General features: G+C 54.1%; 20 protein-coding genes. All 20 read right to left on the bottom strand.

Annotated elements, in window-relative coordinates:
- Positions 1 to 17: 17 nt before the first annotated feature.
- Positions 18 to 842: a TlyA family RNA methyltransferase gene (locus ABF463_RS02460; protein WP_415531953.1), complete on the bottom strand. Its 825-nt coding sequence runs from the start codon at positions 840 to 842 to the stop codon at positions 18 to 20.
- Positions 839 to 2,749 (bottom strand): 1-deoxy-D-xylulose-5-phosphate synthase, encoded by a 1,911-nt coding sequence (gene dxs / locus ABF463_RS02455; protein ID WP_415531952.1) that lies wholly within the window; start codon positions 2,747 to 2,749, stop codon positions 839 to 841. Before dxs ends, ABF463_RS02460 begins: the two co-directional genes overlap by 4 nt.
- Positions 2,750 to 2,828: 79 nt before the next feature.
- Complete coding sequence (locus ABF463_RS02450) at positions 2,829 to 3,275, bottom strand: divergent PAP2 family protein (RefSeq protein ID WP_415531950.1); 447 nt, start codon at positions 3,273 to 3,275, stop codon at positions 2,829 to 2,831.
- Between the two features lie 88 nt (positions 3,276 to 3,363).
- Positions 3,364 to 4,254, bottom strand: a complete 891-nt coding sequence (locus tag ABF463_RS02445) for a polyprenyl synthetase family protein (RefSeq protein ID WP_415531985.1) — start codon at positions 4,252 to 4,254, stop codon at positions 3,364 to 3,366.
- Positions 4,255 to 4,288: 34 nt separating this feature from the next.
- Positions 4,289 to 4,516, bottom strand: coding sequence for an exodeoxyribonuclease VII small subunit (gene xseB / locus ABF463_RS02440; protein ID WP_415531984.1), 228 nt, complete (start codon positions 4,514 to 4,516; stop codon positions 4,289 to 4,291).
- A gap of 5 nt (positions 4,517 to 4,521) precedes the next feature.
- On the bottom strand, positions 4,522 to 5,748 hold the full coding sequence (xseA, locus tag ABF463_RS02435) for an exodeoxyribonuclease VII large subunit (RefSeq protein WP_415531949.1): 1,227 nt from the start codon (positions 5,746 to 5,748) through the stop codon (positions 4,522 to 4,524).
- Positions 5,745 to 6,680, bottom strand: a complete 936-nt coding sequence (locus ABF463_RS02430) for a peptidase M22 (RefSeq protein ID WP_415531948.1) — start codon at positions 6,678 to 6,680, stop codon at positions 5,745 to 5,747. Before ABF463_RS02430 ends, xseA begins: the two co-directional genes overlap by 4 nt.
- The gene (gene nusB / locus ABF463_RS02425) at positions 6,677 to 7,087 is read right to left on the bottom strand and encodes a transcription antitermination factor NusB (RefSeq protein WP_415531947.1); all 411 of its coding nucleotides are present in this window, start codon (positions 7,085 to 7,087) and stop codon (positions 6,677 to 6,679) included. Before nusB ends, ABF463_RS02430 begins: the two co-directional genes overlap by 4 nt.
- Positions 7,088 to 7,189: 102 nt before the next feature.
- On the bottom strand, positions 7,190 to 7,561 hold the full coding sequence (locus ABF463_RS02420) for an Asp23/Gls24 family envelope stress response protein (RefSeq protein ID WP_415531946.1): 372 nt from the start codon (positions 7,559 to 7,561) through the stop codon (positions 7,190 to 7,192).
- Between the two features lie 149 nt (positions 7,562 to 7,710).
- Positions 7,711 to 8,307 carry a SpoIIIAH-like family protein gene (locus ABF463_RS02415; protein ID WP_415531945.1) on the bottom strand — a complete coding sequence of 199 codons (597 nt, stop codon included), beginning with the start codon at positions 8,305 to 8,307 and terminating at the stop codon, positions 7,711 to 7,713.
- A 59-nt stretch (positions 8,308 to 8,366) separates the two neighbouring features.
- On the bottom strand, positions 8,367 to 8,948 hold the full coding sequence (locus ABF463_RS02410) for a stage III sporulation protein AG (protein WP_415531944.1): 582 nt from the start codon (positions 8,946 to 8,948) through the stop codon (positions 8,367 to 8,369).
- A gap of 47 nt (positions 8,949 to 8,995) precedes the next feature.
- Positions 8,996 to 9,466, bottom strand: a complete 471-nt coding sequence (locus ABF463_RS02405; protein ID WP_415531943.1) for a hypothetical protein — start codon at positions 9,464 to 9,466, stop codon at positions 8,996 to 8,998.
- Positions 9,467 to 9,500: 34 nt separating this feature from the next.
- The gene (locus ABF463_RS02400; RefSeq protein WP_415531942.1) at positions 9,501 to 10,631 is read right to left on the bottom strand and encodes a stage III sporulation protein AE; all 1,131 of its coding nucleotides are present in this window, start codon (positions 10,629 to 10,631) and stop codon (positions 9,501 to 9,503) included.
- Between the two features lie 132 nt (positions 10,632 to 10,763).
- Positions 10,764 to 11,153 (bottom strand): SpoIIIAC/SpoIIIAD family protein, encoded by a 390-nt coding sequence (locus ABF463_RS02395; RefSeq protein WP_415531941.1) that lies wholly within the window; start codon positions 11,151 to 11,153, stop codon positions 10,764 to 10,766.
- A gap of 23 nt (positions 11,154 to 11,176) precedes the next feature.
- Positions 11,177 to 11,371 carry a stage III sporulation protein AC gene (spoIIIAC, locus tag ABF463_RS02390; RefSeq protein WP_013485113.1) on the bottom strand — a complete coding sequence of 65 codons (195 nt, stop codon included), beginning with the start codon at positions 11,369 to 11,371 and terminating at the stop codon, positions 11,177 to 11,179.
- A 58-nt stretch (positions 11,372 to 11,429) separates the two neighbouring features.
- On the bottom strand, positions 11,430 to 11,945 hold the full coding sequence (locus tag ABF463_RS02385) for a hypothetical protein (RefSeq protein WP_415531940.1): 516 nt from the start codon (positions 11,943 to 11,945) through the stop codon (positions 11,430 to 11,432).
- Positions 11,881 to 12,891, bottom strand: coding sequence for a stage III sporulation protein AA (gene spoIIIAA / locus ABF463_RS02380; protein ID WP_415531939.1), 1,011 nt, complete (start codon positions 12,889 to 12,891; stop codon positions 11,881 to 11,883). The genes ABF463_RS02385 and spoIIIAA overlap by 65 nt, the downstream gene beginning before the upstream one ends.
- Before the next feature lie 151 nt (positions 12,892 to 13,042).
- Positions 13,043 to 14,209 carry a glycoside hydrolase family 25 protein gene (locus ABF463_RS02375; protein ID WP_415531938.1) on the bottom strand — a complete coding sequence of 389 codons (1,167 nt, stop codon included), beginning with the start codon at positions 14,207 to 14,209 and terminating at the stop codon, positions 13,043 to 13,045.
- Between the two features lie 196 nt (positions 14,210 to 14,405).
- Positions 14,406 to 15,065: a TIGR03936 family radical SAM-associated protein gene (locus tag ABF463_RS02370; protein WP_415531937.1), complete on the bottom strand. Its 660-nt coding sequence runs from the start codon at positions 15,063 to 15,065 to the stop codon at positions 14,406 to 14,408.
- Entirely contained in the window at positions 15,053 to 16,867 is a 1,815-nt protein-coding gene (locus ABF463_RS02365; protein WP_415531983.1) for a TIGR03960 family B12-binding radical SAM protein, read from the bottom strand. The genes ABF463_RS02370 and ABF463_RS02365 overlap by 13 nt, the downstream gene beginning before the upstream one ends.
- Between the last annotated feature and the right edge of the window lie 545 nt (positions 16,868 to 17,412).

The raw sequence follows: 17,412 nt of genomic DNA, 5'->3' as shown, positions 1-17,412 counted from the left end.
GCTTGTTTACCGTAAATTCATCCAACCGTACCATTCAATGTTTCATGCGCGTTTCGTACCACTGTCGTAACTGTCTCTATTGTAAACAATTCCGGTTGGTCATTGCAAGCCGTTTTCAAATAAAGCAGATACTCGATATTTCCCTCCGGTCCTTTCACGGGTGAAAAGTCCAGCCCCACCGGGGTGAAATCAGCCGTAGGCGCAAACTGCACGATCTTGCGGATGACCTCCTCGTGGGTAGCGGCATCCCGCACCACTCCCCGTTTACCGACTTTCTCGCGGCCAGCCTCGAACTGCGGCTTAATGAGACAGACGCCTTCCGCCCCGTCACGCAGATGCGCACGCACCACCGGAAGCGCCAACGTAAGAGAAATAAAAGAGATATCCACTGAAAAAAAATCAATGCATTCAGGCACCTGCTCGGCGGTGAGGTGACGGATGTTGGTGCGCTCAAGGTTGATTACGCGCGGGTCGTTACGCAGGCCCCATGCCAGCTGCCCATACCCCACATCAACCGCGTACACCCTTTTCGCACCGTTTTGCAGCATACAGTCCGTGAAGCCGCCGGTTGACGCGCCAACATCCATACAGATTTTTTCCTCCAGACGGATGGGGAAAACCTGCATGGCTTTTTCCAATTTCAAACCACCGCGGCTTACATAGGGCAGTGCATGACCGCGCACCTCCAGCTTGGCTTCTATCTTGATCTCGTCGCCCGGCTTGTCCACTTTCACACCATCGGCGTAGATGATGCCCTCCATCACCAGCGCCTTGGCACGCTCCCTGCTTTTTTCCAGGCCCTTTTCAACCAGCAAAAGGTCAATCCGTTTTTTTCCGCTCATTGGGCCCGCCTTTCGTCAAAATGACTGTGTTTTGGGGGCGTCGCCATGTCTTGACGAATTCTGTCCGCGATACCCGCCGCATCCATCTCAAGCAAATGCAATAAAACATCCACCGATCCCTGCTGCACAAAGGTATCGTCTATGGCACAGATATGGCAGGCGCCCCGATAACCGCGCTCCGCCATGTGTGCGCAGAACAATTCAGCCACGCCACCGGTACGCACGCCTTCCTCCACAAAATAGAGTCTGGAAAAAAACATGGCAGTTTCATAGCACACCGTATCTACCGGTTTGATCTGGTTGAGCTTGAGAACCGATATCGCCATTCCCTCTTTGCGCAGCATCTGCGCCGCCTTTGCCGCTTCGGCAAACAGCTTGCCATAGGTCACGATAAGGATGTCGGCCTGCCCCGTGCCGTAGAGATCATAATGACCATATGTGGGGCAAAAATCAGCAGGCAATGCGGGAGAACATCCCCTCGGATATCGTACGGCGACCGGTCCGTTACATTCAAAGAAAGCGGAAAAAAGCATGTTTCGCAGCTCATCCGATGTCGTGGGGCTGAAAACCGTCATATTCGGGATCGTATTAAAAAACGCGGCGTCAAAAATACCCTGATGCGTCTCTCCGTCCTGCCCCACCAAACCGGCCCGATCGACCGCAAAAACGACTTTCTTATTTTGCAGTGCCACATCGTGAATAATCTGGTCATATGCGCGCTGTAGAAAAGTGGAGTAAACCGCAAATACCGGCAGCATTCCATTTGCCGCCAGCCCCGCCGCGAATACGACCGCGTGTTCCTCGGCAATGCCCACATCAAAAAATCGGCTGCGGTACTGCGAAGCAAAGTCCGTCAACCCGGTACCGGCGGCCATGGCCGCTGTGATGGCACAAAGATGTGGGTTGCTCGAAGCCGCCATACAGAGCGTACGTCCGAAAACAGCGGAAAATGTTTCGTGGCTGGCAGGCGCAATCGCGTCTCCCGTTTCCACGTCGAATTTTGACACCCCATGAAACGCACGGGGATCCTGCTCCGCGAACGAATACCCCTTGCCTTTAACCGTCAGTACATGCACCAGCACGGGACGCCCGACAGCTTTGGCGCGGCGAAAGATCCGCTCCATCGCCGCAATATCATGCCCGTCTACCGGTCCCAGATAGATCAGGCCCATTTCCTCAAAAATGGTACTGTGATAGAGATAGTTCTTGATCGCATTTTTGGACAGCACCAGCGCTTTGCGGATTTTCTTACCCAAATACGGAAGATGCGCCAAAACAACTTCTGCAATATCCTTGATTTTAAAATAGAACGGTTTGGTGCGAATGACCATGAGATGCCGTGCGATGGCGCCTACATTTTTAGAAATGGACATTTTGTTATCGTTCAGTACGATAATAAGTTTGTCCTGCGTACGGCCGGCATTGTTCATACCCTCGAACGCGAGGCCGCCAGTCAACGCGCCGTCACCTATGACAGCCACGGCGTATCCGTCCTCGCCTTTTATCCTTTTCGCGGCCGCCAGACCGCTGGCCGCCGAAATGGAGGTGCTGCTGTGCCCTGCGCCAAACGGGTCATGCACACTCTCATCCGTACGGGGAAACCCGGAAAGCCCACCATACTGGCGGATGGTAGAAAACCGGTCAACCCGCCCCGTGAGCAGCTTATGGACATAGCTCTGATGCCCTACATCCCAGACAATCTGATCTGTCGGGGACTCAAACACACGGTGGAGCGCCACCGTCAGCTCCACAACTCCCAAATTTGACGACAAATGCCCGCCGTTTGCGGAAACCGTTTTAATCAGTTCCCGCCGCAGCTCCACACAAAGCCCCGGCAATTGTTCCGGATAAAGTCTTTTGACGTCTTCCGGCCCCTTTATCTGATTGAGCAACGGAAATTCCAACAAAGTGTCCCTCCAACCGATACAAAAACCGCATTTGCATTTAAAAAATCCCAATGGGTTTGCACATGCAGTTTATGACTTTTCAGCCAATCACCAGCGCGATCAAGATACCAAGCATGATACCCGCAAGCACTTCCATCGGCGTATGCCCCAGGGACTCTTTCAGCCCTTTTTCTGTGACCTCAGAGCCGCCCTTTTCCGTAATCTCCACCAGCCGGTTGATCACTCGCGCCTGCTCGCCCGCCGCACGGCGGACACCCATCGCGTCATACATCACCACGGCCGCAAAAACAAATGCCAAGGCGAATTCCGGCGAGCCGGCACCACAGCTTTGCATAACGCCGACAAACAGCGCACTTACCATGGCAGAATGGGCGCTGGGCATACCGCCCGCACCCAAAATACGCTCTGCATCAAACTTTTTGGTGATAATCAATGTCAGGATGGTTTTGATAATCTGCGCGGAGATCCAGCCCAAGACCGCCGACATGAGAATTTTATTATGAAAAATATGCGCGATTACTAACATAGTACCCTCCACGCGTTTACCGCGCAAAATGATATCTGACCGTCCAAAAGCGCGCGGCTTACAACACACGCCGAAAGATCAGCGCCCCTCAATGGTCACGGCGCGACAAACCCATGGCAAAATCCGCTAAAAAGGTGCGTTCCTCGCCAAATATACATAAACACTCCACCGCTTCTCCCGACAGCTTGCGTGCGAGCTGCCGCGCTGTCTCCAGACCCAAATGGGTCACATAGGTGGATTTGTGATTTTCAAGATCGCTGCCCGCAGGTTTGCCAAGTGTTGCGGAATCTCCGGTCACATCCAAAACATCATCCATGATTTGAAATGCCAAACCCAGTTTTTCCGCATAGGCGGTAGCGGCATGGATATGCGACTCATCCGCACCCGCCAGAATGCATCCGCCCACAGCAGCGGCACGGATCATCGCGCCCGTCTTGCTACGGTGCATGGTCTCCAATAGTTCCAGCGGGATTTCTTTGCCTTCCGAGAGCAAGTCGATCATCTGCCCGCCCACCATGCCATGCCCGCCGGAAGCCTCCGCAAGCAATCCAAAAGCGCGGAGTGCATTTGGAGGCATAACACCACTTTGCATATTATTACACAAACCTGTTTCAAAAGCAAGACTGAGCAATGCATCCCCGGCCAAAAGCGCCGTGGCATAATCAAACTGTATATGGCAAGAGGGCCGGCCCCGGCGCAAGTCGTCATCATCCATACAGGGCAGATCGTCATGAATCAGCGAATAGGTGTGAATCATCTCCACCGCACAGGCAAACGGCAGCGCCTGTTCCTCGGTGCCGCCGCATAAGCGGCAAAATTCCAGCGTCAGCATCGGGCGGATACGTTTTCCGCCCGCCATCACGCTGTACCGCATCGCTTGAAAAAGGCGCTTTTGCGGTCCTTCCTCTTTGGGAAGATAGTGGTCAAGTGCCTCGTCTACCCGTTTGGTAATCCGTTCGATTTGTTCGCCGTATTCCATCATTGCTCCATTGCGCAGGCTGCGCGTCGTGGTTTTATTCGTTTTCCGCTGTTTGCGGTTGCTCTTCCTGTCCAGACGCTGTGGTAAGTTTGGCAATTTTCTGCTCCGCCTGCGTCAGCTTACGGTTCAATAAAGCGGAAAGGCGTGCGCCGGTCTCGAACAGCTTGATGGACGCGTCCAATGTTTCCTCGCCGCTCTCCAGTTTTGCCACGATTTCTTCAAGCTGTGTCATCGCTTCCTCAAATGTCGGCTCTTTTTTCATGCTGTTCACCTTACTGCCCCTATTTCCATATGTTCCACATCTTTGACCATGCAATGGGCCTGCCCGTCCGCAAACCGCAGGAGCAACATCTCATCCTCGGAAAGCGCTGCTGTGCGGGTAACAACGCGCCCCGCTGTATCTTCCACCACCGTGTAACCGCGCGACAGCACCTTCAGTGGGCTAAGCGCGTCCAATCTTGCCGCCAGCGCCGCAAAAGACGCCCGGCCTCGCTCGGCCTGTATTTTTGTCACAGCCGCCAGCCGCGCATCCAACATGTCCGCTTTCATGCGGTACATGTCCAACAGCTGTGCCGGCCTCTGCAAGGCTTTCGCCGCCTTTTCCTGCCTGCCGCGCAAATCGGTCACTTTCTGCACGAGCAGTGCAGACATTTGTGCCCGCAAAGAGAACACCTCCGCCATCACCGCCGTTTGGTCGGGTGAAAGCAGCTCTGCCGCCGCAGAGGGAGTGGGCGCGCGCACATCCGCCGCAAAATCTGCAATGGTGAAATCTGTTTCATGCCCCACGGCGGACACAACCGGAATCTCAGAATCCACAATGCAGCGCGCCACATCCTCATCATTGAACGCCCAGAGGTCTTCAATGGAACCGCCGCCCCTGCCAACAATCAGTACATTCGCCGCGTGTGCCGCGTTCATCGCGCGGATGGCATTGCAGATTTGGGCGGGTGCTTCCGGTCCTTGCACCAGCACGGGTGCAAGCACCACTTCCGCAAGCGGCCACCGCCGTTCAAGCACATGCAAAATATCCTGCAAAGCCGCGCCTGTCTCAGACGTAACCACTCCTACACGTTCAGGGTACAGCGGGAGCGGGTGTTTACGTGCCGGGTCGAACAGCCCTTCGCGCAGCAATTTTTCCTTGAGCTGTTCATATGCCACATGCAGCGCGCCTACGCCGTCCGGCTGCATATCATCAATATAAAACTGATACTGCCCGTCCCGCTCGTACAGGGACACGCGCCCAGAGACGATGACTTTCATACCATCCTGCGGTAAAAACCGCAGACGCTGCGCGTTTCCTTTAAACATCACCGCACGGATGACTGCATTCTCGTCTTTTATAGAAAGATAAAAATGACCCGAACGGAAATGATTTTTGAAATTAGAAATCTCCCCACGCAGAAATACACCGCTCAACCGTTCATCGGATTCAAGCAGTGTGTGTACATAAAAATTCAATTGGGAGACTGTCAACACAGAAAATCCCGTTTTCATGACTGTCCCGCCTTCCGCATGGCCAGTATGGCAATGCCCGCCGCATTGTCGGAAGAAAAACCGGGGCGGGCAAATACCGCGCCATACCGTTCGGTGAACGCTGCGCGGATATCGCTATTGGACATCACGCCACCGGCGTAGAGCAGCGGCAAATCAGGATAACGCATACGAACCGCGCGCGTCATGCCATCCAATGCGGCCGCAATGGCACAAATGCAATACCGCGCAACGTCTGCATCCGGTTCACCGCGCATCTGCATGGCGGCGCACCGGTTCTCAATACCGGAAAGGCTGCAATCGCCGCCCTTCATGCTTGGGCGAATGGAGAATGACCGATTGCTCTCGTGCGAAAGTGCTTCCAACGCCGGACCCGCCGGAAACGGCAGGCCAAGCAGCAATCCCACGCGATCCACGGCCTGTCCGGCTTTGAGGTCAAGCGAGGAGAACAGCAATTCCACTTTTGGCGTGCCGTCCGCCGGTTGGCAAAGCACCGCCTCGGTCGTCCCCCCAGACAGGTGGAACGCAACAAACGGACGCTCCAGCCAGTCCAGCTTGTCCGCCGAAAACAGTGCGGCAGCGATATGCCCCGCCTGATGGGAAAACGTAAAAACAGGCACATGCAAGGCGGCGGCAACGGCACGGGCGGTGCAGTGCCCCGCCTCAAAGCAAGGCATATAGGAGTCGTCAACATCACGCGGCCGCACCGACACGCCCACTGCTGCAACGGATGCATCCTCCTGTGCAAACAGTGCTTCGAGCAATTCCGGCAGCTGCTTAAGATGCAAATACACCGCATCGGCCTGCCGCAGACCCTTTTGCCCGCTTTTGACCGGCAGCAGCCGTTTCTGCTGAACCATCACACGGCGTTCCGTGTCATACAGTGCGGTAGAGGTGGTATAGTTGCTGGTGTCTATGCCAAGGAACGCATTCATGTGGCGTCTGCCTTCTCCGCGCGCACAAATGCGCCAAGTATTCCATTGATATAGGAACTATCCCCGTCCCCGCCGTATTTTTTGGCCAGCTCCACCGCCTCGTTGATGGCGATGCTGTCCGGGGTTTCTTTTGAATACAACAGTTCATAGAACGCAATACGCAAAACGGTTAGCACCACGCGGGGCAGACGGTCTTTGGTCCAGCCGATGGCATACTGTTCGATCTTCCGATCAATGTCATCCTTGTGCGTATAAACCCCGCCCGCCAGTTCTTCCGCAAACGCGTCCGGCAGAAATTCCTCCCGAGCCAACACCGCGAGATCCATAATCTCGTCTACATTTTCTTCTTTAAACAAGCCTTCAAAAACAAGGCAGAGCGCCTGTTCGCGCGCCTCACGTCTGGTCATTGTCCCTCTCATTCCATGCCCCCAACAAACGGGGAACGACTCCACGGTTCTTTTATTACACAACAAAACTTGACCCCTCCGCCCGGAAGGGTCAAGTTTTGTTTATTCGACAATCGGTTCTTCGTTGGTGAGCACTACGCCTGCCACATGCACATGCACTTTGGAAACGGAAATGCCGGTCATGGTCTGCACTGCGTCTTTTACCCGCATCTGCAATTCCGTAGCCACTTCCGGAATATGTGCGCCCAAATACAGGTTGACAAACAGGTCAAGCACCGCTTCCCCATCGTGCATTTCCATGCGAATAGCCCGATGGCCCGGCTTACGCCGCACAATGCCTTTGGTATCGGAAAGAGGACGCAGGGACAAACCGGCGACTCCTTTAACATCCGCCGCGGCGGTTCCGGCGATGGTGGCAATCACATCCTCGGAAATTTTCAGGCTGCCTTCTTCGGCGTAGGTATTGTATCCCATAAAATACGCCCTCCTTTTTCTATCGTCATTTCCACGGCATCCATATCCGTGGAAAGCATCCTCTGTTTTCGCGGTTCACAAATCCGGCGGTTTTTCCGGTCACATCACCCGCCTACTATGTATTATACCATAAACCGCCGGTTTCACAACTACTTTGACTGGATAATGTGGATATTGTCCGCAGAAACTTTCGTCTGCTGCATAACGATGTCGGCAATCTGGGCACTGTCGCTGGTGGAAAGCGGCTGGTTGCCCTTGGGCGCCACGACCACGCTGACAGTGCCGTTGTTAATGAAGCAAACGCAATCCTTAAATCCTTTGGATACGATGAGGCTTTCCACATAGCCCTCGTTGGTGATATTGTTTGCAATGCCGCTGATCTGCGTCTGTGCAGCCTGTTTGTCGGCAGCGGTCGCGGTGGTGCTGTTCAATGTGATTTGAAGCGCTTGCTCAGCTTCCGCACGGGTCTTGGTACGGGTCAGGCGCTGTTGAGCGAACAGGCTGCCGGAAGCAGACGCGGCAGAGCCTGCGGATGAAGCGGTGGAACTGGTGCCGGATGCGGTGGAACCGGTGCCGGACGTGGACACATAGGTGGACGTACCTAAAGCGCTGGATGCATTAAACACGCCCGCCACATTGGCGCCGCCATTTGCGCCGGTGAATTTCCAATTCAAAAAGATAGCGGTACCAAGCGCAACCACCAGCGCCGCAAGGATGATTTGCCGTTTTCCAATAATCATACTCATGGATTTCTCCTCCTGTTGTTGCCTAATCGTTTGTTTTGGGGTTGAAGGACGGTCTGCTTCTATCTGGAAGCCGTCTGCGCTTTAGGCGTCATCGGGCTGATACTGATACTGGTAGCCTGTAGATTTAGCGCGGTCATCACGGTTTGAAGCACCTCATCCTGTACGGTAGGGTCGTTCCCGCCGTCGCAGACAACCACCACGCCTTTTACAGGCGGCTGCATCTCGGTTTTGATGAGCGGCTGTTGGGCGCCGTTGCCGTTATCGGCCAGCACGGTGTCCTGCTCGGTATTGGTGTTCTCCTGCGTCTGGGCGTTGTCACCCGAGGCCGTTGTTCGGTTGTTCGTGGATTTCTGGTTCTGTTCATACACATACTGCACGCCGCTCTCAAGCGTGACCAGCACTTGCACACGCCCCACGCCCTGGATATTGCCAATAATACCGCGCAAGTTTCCTTCAAGCTGTTTGGCATAATCCACCGTGGTGATTTTGGCAGTGGATGTATTGGCGGTTTGTTTGGAAGACGGCGTGGACCAGAATTGGGAAAGAAAGATAAGAAGCACGCCCCCCATCCCCACCAGGAGAAGGATGGAACTGCCTTTTGCGCTCAAAAGCGCGCCTTTTGTCTTCTTGAAATCAAACATTTTGACCTCCTCCTTTTTCAGTGCCCTGCAACCGCCTCCGTGCAGACTCACTTCGCCAGCGTCTTGACCGGAATGCCAAGTGTTCCCTGCACTGCGGAAGAAATGTCCGCTTGTTTTCCCGCGTCCTCTGTAGAAAGAGAAATCATAACGCTCTGCGGGTCATACGCGCCGTTTGCGTCTTTTAGTACCACGACATCCACCGATACCGGCGTAACACCCTGCTTTTGGCAAACAGAACGCGCCACATCCGCCACGCTGTCCCGCACCTGCTGCAATGTCTGGTCGGCGACCGACTGCGAAAATACCGCCGTCTGAGCGTTGGCGGATGAAACGTTGAACCTCGGCAAACGGACATTACGCAAGCTGAAAAGCGGAACCAGCACGCTGCACAGAAAAAACAACGTGATTGCAAATTTGTAAATTTTTTCAAGATTGCCTTTGGGAGCCAGCGTCCCGGCAATTCCGGCGGCCAGCGCCGCCAGGCAAACCGACATGGCCCACGACTGGACTGCTTCCATTTTTGACCTCCCATTTTTTCAACAGCCGCATTCCTCATGTTACCTGCCCGCTCACCAGCAGCATGATGCAGACAGACACAATCATCGCCAGCGCACAGGCCACCACCAGCGCCACCAGCATTTGCAGTGCGTCCCGCACGCCCTTGAGAAGGTCAGATACATTGCCCACGCCCACTACCTCAGCCAGTGCAAGCGACAGTTCCACAGCCAGCAGCCAAAGCAAACATTCCAGCAAGACCGGCAGATAGGCCGCAAGGAACACTATTATTGCATATGCGCCGGTTGCATTTTTTAGAAGCCCCGCGCAGCTTGCCACGGTATTAAGTGCGTCGCTCACCGCACCACCCACGACCGGCACCGCACTGCTCACGACAAATTTGGCTGTTTTCATGGTCACGGTATCCGCCGCTTGTGTAATAAACCCCTGAATGGTAAGAACAGCGGTGAAGATAGTCAGCACAAGGACAAGCCCCACATTGACAATTTTGCGTGCAAAAGCGGCCAGACCACCGATATTTACCCCCGGCGCGATCGATCCAATGATACAGAAGGCAAGGAACATGCTGACCATCGGCACGAATGTGGTGGATGCTATCTGGGAAATGACCTGTGCCATCACCAACACGATGCCCTGCGACACCACACCGGAGGTCGGGTGCCCCGATGCAACCGCCAAGCCGCCATATACCGGAAGGAACATCGTCATAAAAGTGGAAGATTCCCGCACGGTAGCCGCCGCCGCCGCAATGCATTTGGTAATGGGCACCGCCAGCACACCCGCGATAGCCAGTGTGCACACAACCTCGAAGACCGTTTTCATCGACTTCTCTGCAAACGCGTTTTTCATCGCCTCGACCAGCGCACATAGAAGCAGGATGCCCAACACGGCCGCAATGGCTTTAAACGGCGCGGTCGCGGCCTCCCGCAGTCTCTGCCAGAGAAAGCTAAATACACTTCCAAGGGAAAAACCGCTCACGCCCTGCGGGCTTGCACCGTTCACACCGAGTTTGCTCAAAGATCCGCGTGCCGATGAAGGCACTTGCCCGCTCAGATCTGCCGCGCCGCTTTTCTGCGCCTGTTCGCTCAAGATTTCTCCGGTGCTTGCCGCCGAGACCGGCATAGCGAGCAGTGGAATCAACAGCAGTATCATCAACAATCTTTTCATTTGAACCTCCGCGGCATTTTTGCAAGACCGCATTGCACAGGAATGCCCATGCAACCCATATATATGACGCATACGCATCCTTTAGTATGCGGTGCTGCCGGAAATGTGCGGGCCTTTAAAAAATTTGCTCACTTATCCGGCAAGCAGACCGACAGCAAGTTCCGCCACTTGTCCGAACAGCGGCAGCGCAATCAGCAGCACAGCAAATTTGCCAGCCATTTCTACCTTGCCTGCTACCGCCGTTTCCCCCGCGTCTCGACAGGTGTCCGCCGCCAACTGGGTGACAAAACAAATGCCCAGCGATTTGATCAACACCGACACATAAGTTTTATTGATATGCGCCTGTGTGGTCAGGTGGTTCAGCTCCGTGAAGATGGGCGTTGCCTTGGAAAGAATCAGCCCAAACAGCAGCACACCCGCCGTCAGCCCCAGCAGCATCGCATATTCTTTCCGATATTGACGCAGCAGCACCGCAAAGGAAGCCACCGTAACGGCGATGCCCGCGATATGTAACATGTCCATTTTTGACCTCCGCACCGTTCATCCTAAAGCCCAAACAGGGATTTGACCGTATCGAACAGGTGGCTAATCTGCTGAATAATCATAAACAGCACGACGATCAGCCCCGCAAGGGTAGTCATCGTGGCCTGTTCTTCCCTGCCAGAACGGATAAGCACCTGATTGAGTACGGAAACGATGATGCCGATAGCGGCGATACGAAAAACAAGATTGATATCCATTGACGTTCCTCCATCCCCCGCCGCATACGCTGCGGGCATTATGGAAATTTGCGTTTCTTTAAAATAAGATAACGACTAAAAACACACCCGCCAGCACGCCGAGGGACGTATACATCTTTCCTCGTTTGGCCCGATCTTCCCTTGCGCGCGTCAGGCGCTGGCGCAGCAATTCCCCATACCGCGCACAGTTAGCTGTCTGCCCATCCACATCGGTAGTGCCAAGCACCCGCCCGAACCACGCGAGTGCTTCATGATCGCCCGCGTCAAGCGCAAGTTCGGGTTTTGCCATGTGCAGCGCTTTTTCCCACGCGGCGGGAAAATCCCGTTCCCTTATAAAAATCTCCCGGCACATACCAAATACACGCAGCTCCTTGTATTCCGGCATTGCATCGCATTTTGCCATAATGTCTTCCAGCGGCGCGGCCAGATACCGAATCTCCGTGGAGATTGCGTCGAGCGCACCCACAAACCCTTCCAACTGCCGCACACGCTTGGAAAACATCGCTGATTTAAGAAGCCCTGCCGTCGTGCAAACGCCAAACAGCATCATCAGCCCCAACAGCTTGAAAATCATGCAGTTCACCTTCCCGATAAAACGCTTTGACCCGGCCCGGCCGCTCGCGCCCGCAAAGCAGCGCCGCCTGCGGGAACGCGCCTGTCTCAAATATTGTGCGCATATGCGGTCGCGCAAACAATTCTTTCATGCTGGAAGCATGTGCGCTGGCAATGACCGATACCCCGGCGTTTAAGCTCGCGGCTACCGCACGGGCGTCTTCTTCCCCGCCGATCTCATCGCAGATGATAACGTCCGGTGAAAGGCAGCGTACCGATTGCATGATACCTTCGCCCTTTGGGTAGCCATCCAGCACATCACATTGCCCGACATCGTTCTGCGGCACGCCTTTAAAGGTGGCGGCAATCTCACCGCGTTCATCCACGATAGACACGCGGCACCGCCCCAGCGCACCGCTTGAGAGCTGCCGTGCCAGATCGCGCAGCACCGTAGTTTTTCCGCAGCCCGGCGGTCCGGCGAGAATGGCGCCTCGCATACGTTCTTTTGTGCCAAGTGCAGCCAAAAAACCGTCCGCCGCGCCGCGGAACTCTCTGGCAATGCGCAGGTTGATGCCGGAGATGTCACGCAGATTGGTCACCGTGCCGCTTTGCAGAACGGCGGTGCCGCACAGACCCGCCCGGTGACCGCCCCGCAACGTGACGAATCCACAGCGAATTTCATGCTGATGTGCATAGACCGAGCTATCACAGATTAGGCGGAACGCATCCTCCAACTGCGGACGCATGGCAACCAGCACATGCTCCCCCATCTGCTCCGACACTACACCCGCACAGGTCAGGTAAAGGTCTTTGCCGGCAAGCGCCAATACCACCGGACGGCCGGCGCGCAGGCGAACTTCCTGCACCTGCGCCCGCACACGTTCGGGCAGTTTACGCAATGTAATGCCAAGCGCACCCAGGCTTGCCGTGGCTTCGTCAAACCGTGCGGCCATTTCGCGTTCCATCATGCAACCATCCCCTCTCCCTATCAGACTATGGAGCTTTGTCCTACTTTAGAACAAAAACAGGGACAGGCCTTTCTTTTCGCCCGTCCCTGTTCTATATAGAACCCAAATATAATCGCATCATTGAATTCCATGTGAATGCATTCATTTGCAATCAAAAAGAAAATTTACCCGAATAATAAACCACACCGGATTTGGTTTCGCTGCCTTTTGCAGTGTTGTACAACACCATTGTGCCGTTACCGACACGGTACAACGGTGTGGCGCGCTCATAGGGAAAAATTGTGCCGATGCGCGTACCGGACATATTGTAAACAGGCTCGTTCGTGCTGCCATTTTTCCATTGCATATAGAAGCGGTTATGAAGCAAATCCTGCCGATTGTGTATGAACCCGTGCGCATAACCGCCCGTGTTCAATGGATAGACGACTTCGGCAAGCTGCCGTTCAAAATCCACGCCGAGAATACAGATATGGTCACCGGCCTCTACCTGGTGGTTGCCGACACGGCTGCCATCTCGGTTCAGCACGTCAAAATTTGCGCCTGCCACCGCGTTCCACGGATGCGGCATTGTGTCCAGATAATAGACATCCGTATCCCATACATTCCCGTCCGACGAACCCCCTCCGGAAGAACCTCCTAAAAAGATCCCGTTGGTTGCAAGGTTGCTGTCCACTTTATTAGAGATTCCCGTCACCCGCCGGGAATCTGTATATTGCCACATGGTATATGCCGCAAACACGTTGTTGCTGCCCGGCTCTGTCACGCCGTATTGCGCAATCCAAAGCCGATACGTTGTAAGTGAGCGATCCAAATAGGTATTGATAAAATTCCGTCCGGAATAAATCATGACCTGCTGCCCGGAAAGACGCTGAAATTCTTCTGCGAACGCACGCACATTCGCACTCACAACCGTGCGGGTCAATCCGCCGCTCTCCTCGACGTCCACGGCCGGGATGCAGGAATACGGATATTTCCTAACCTGTTTATAAAAATAGTCGGCCTGTGCAGCGCTATATGCGGCGTCCCCGCGCGGCCAAAGATAATGATAAAATCCGAAAGGCAAACCAACGGCCTGCGCGTTTTGCGCAAATGTCGCCGCTTGGGGGTCTATAAAGGTCGTCCCTTCACTCGCTTTGAAGTACAGCGCCTGTACCTGCCCGCGCAATGCCATCCAGTCGTTGACCGTATCGCCGTGATATAGATCCACAACGGAGATGTTTGCAGTTCCATCGCTTGGTGTAGCAGCATACGCCTGAGCGGAAAATGGCAGCCAAATAGCCAGTATAACAGCCGATATTATCAATTTCCTCTGTTGCATCGTTTATCCTTTCGCCACATCGATTGCATGAACAAACTATTTTCATGATATGTGAAAAGTGGACAAACGTTCGTTTATAAAAATGCGTGCAAAAAACCGGCAGGAGATTTCCCTCCCCTGCCGGTTAAAAAGCATAGCCAGGCCACGCACATCACACGCGGACTAACGGCTGCGATACATATAGCTGCTATCAAAATTATACAAATGGATGCATCTGTGTGTCAAAAATGCCGGTACGGCAAATATGGTCGATATAGGGTTCCAGTCCCGCATGGCGGGCAAGCGCCGCCGCAAAACAGCCGGGATTCAGGTTTTCAGACTGCCCGGCAGGCAATGTCGCCCGGATAGACAGCATGCCATCATGCGCCGCGGTTTCCGCCTGCACTAAAAACGGCCGAACATCGATGTCATGCATGCCGCGCTTGGTCTTCTTTTCGATGGGAATCGTCGGCAACGCCAGCAAGCTCCGCCATGCATTTTCCAGCATTTCTCCCGAAGCATCCGGATACTCCAGTTCTATTGTATATGTGGCGTAGGTGATCTCGGTCGTTTTCATTTGCGGCGGCACGGCCTCAAGGATACGGATGCCCTCCGGCATTTCCGCATGCAGGCGGTCACGCACCTCCTCAAATGACATTTCCCCATCCAGCCGCATGTCCATGACCTCGCAGTCGCTTTCATAAAACAACGATAACGGCAGAGCAAACGTAATGTACGGGTGCGGATTAAACCCTTGTGTATACCATGCGGGGATGCCTGCCCGTTTTAGCGCACGCGACATACATCGGTTCAAGTCCAGATGCGAAATAAAACAGGCACGCCCCTTTTTTTCAAAACGGATTCTCAATGGCTGCACAGTGGACATCCCCCTTCCAGTCGCGTGGCGCCGCAAGCGCCGCAGGCCTCTCTGCAATTGGGGGAAGTGACGCTTTGATGCGCCTTTTCATGTTCCCGCCACAAAAATGTTTTGTCTATGCCATAATCAAGGTGATCCCACGGCAGCACCTCTTCGCCTGGCCGCGTCCGGTTGGCGTAAAAAGCGGGATCAATGCCTGTTTTTGCAAATGCTTCCATCCATTTTTCAAAATCAAAGCATTCATCCCAGCCGTCCAGCCGGCAGCCTAAGCGAAATGCCTGCTCGATCACATCAGCCAGTCTGCGGTCACCCCGCGCCAGCACAGCCTCCAGAAAACTGATATGTGGTTCATGACAGCTCAAAGAAATCTTCCGGCTCTTGATACATCCGCGCAGATGCCGCTGCTTTTCCACGATTCTTTCACGGGTATCCTGCGGCTCCCATTGAAATGGCGTAAAAGGCTTGGGCACAAATGTGGATACGCTCACGCTCACATGCACAGCCTTACCTTTGGGCTTGTCCGGCATATGGTAAAAGGCATCCACTACTTTCTGCGCCAGATCGGCGATGCCTTCCACATCCTCCAGAGTCTCGGTGGGCAGTCCCAGCATAAAATACAACTTGACATTGGTCCAGCCGCCCTCAAAAGCCAGACGACAGGTGCGCAGGATTTCTTCTTCCGTAACATTTTTATTAATCGCATCGCGCAGGCGCTGCGTACCGGCTTCCGGCGCAAATGTCAGCCCGCTTTTGCGCACGCCGCTCACTTTTTCCATCAACTCACGCGAAAAATTATCGACCCGCAAAGACGGCAGAGACAGATTGATCTTTTCCTGTTCTGTCCAAGCGGTCAAGTCTCCCAGCAGCGGTTCCAGACGGGTGTAATCACTGGTGGAAAGAGATGCAACCGAAATCTCATCATACCCGGATGTTTCACAAAGGTCATGCGCCTGTGCGCTCAATGTTCCCGGTGCTTTCTCCCGCACCGGGCGATAAATGAATCCCGCCTGACAAAAACGGCAGCCGCGGATGCATCCCCGAAATACTTCGATTACCGCGCGGTCATGTACAATATCGATATACGGAAGAACAAACTGCTTGGGATAATAACTTCGATCCAAATCAGGCATCACCCGTTTGCGCACGCGCGGCGGCAATTCCGGCAAAGCAGAAGATACTTCCGCCACCGTTCCGTCTTCGTGGTAAACCGGTCGATACAACTGCGGCACATATACACCATCAAGTTGTGCCGCCGCCTGCAAAAACGCGGATTTACCACGCTTATCCCGTTTGTATTGACTGTAAAGTGAAACCACTTCACACAGCACTTGTTCCCCTTCTCCAAGGACAAAAAGATCGGCAAACGGAGCCATCGGCTCTGGATTGCAGGCGCATGGGCCACCGCAGATCACCACAGGGTCTGTTTCTGCACGGTCGCATGCGCGCAGCGGCAGCCCCGCCAAATCTATCATATTCAGCACGGCGGTATAACTCATTTCATACATCAGCGTAAATCCTATAAAGTCAAAAGACTTGATGGGGTCTCCGCTTTCGAGTCCGTAAAGCAGAATGCCTTGCGTACGCATCTGCTGCTCAAAGTCAGTCCAAGGAGCAAATACGCGTTCACACCACACACCGCTCATTGCGTTAAGCACACCATATAATATTTTCATGCCCAGATGCGACATGCCTATTTCGTACAAATCAGGGAAACAAAACGCAAATCGAACATCGATCTCTTCCTTTTTTTTATGGACGCTACCCAATTCCCCACCGGTATATCGGGCGGGTTTTTGCACCATGCGCAGTGCCTTTTCCAGTTTTTTCTCCAAATTGTCCTCCGTAATGGCCAATAAAGTATCGTTATCCAAATATTTGTGCCTTTGTTATGATACCCGAAACCAGATCGATTTTCAATATCAGCCCTTGCCAGACTGCAGGAATTTTCACCTTATTGTCCGTCTAAACATAAATTGACAGTGTACAGGAGGGTGATGTCCCCAACTTCTTTTCACATATGCAAAATCTCCCGTACAGCTTTCAAATGATACAATGGATGGTATGAGAAGCATGAGTAATTATTATAAAGACAATTGGGATGACCCATGCGAGCCATGGAATAAGTGCAATCCTTGCCATATGGGCCCAACTGGACCCACAGGACCGACTGGACCGTGCGGACCGAGAGGTTGCCCCGGCCCGACTGGACCGACTGGACCGTGTGGACCGAGAGGTTGCCCCGGCCCGACTGGACCCACAGGACCCATCGGACCTACGGGTGCTACCGGCTCGACTGGTGCCACAGGACCGACCGGACCCACGGGCGCTACCGGCTCGACTGGTGCCA

The organism is Ethanoligenens sp. (genome assembly GCF_047718355.1).
In the GTDB taxonomy this organism is placed as follows: Bacteria; Bacillota; Clostridia; order Oscillospirales; family Ethanoligenentaceae; genus Ethanoligenens.
This window is presented reverse-complemented; position numbering and strand designations above follow the sequence as displayed.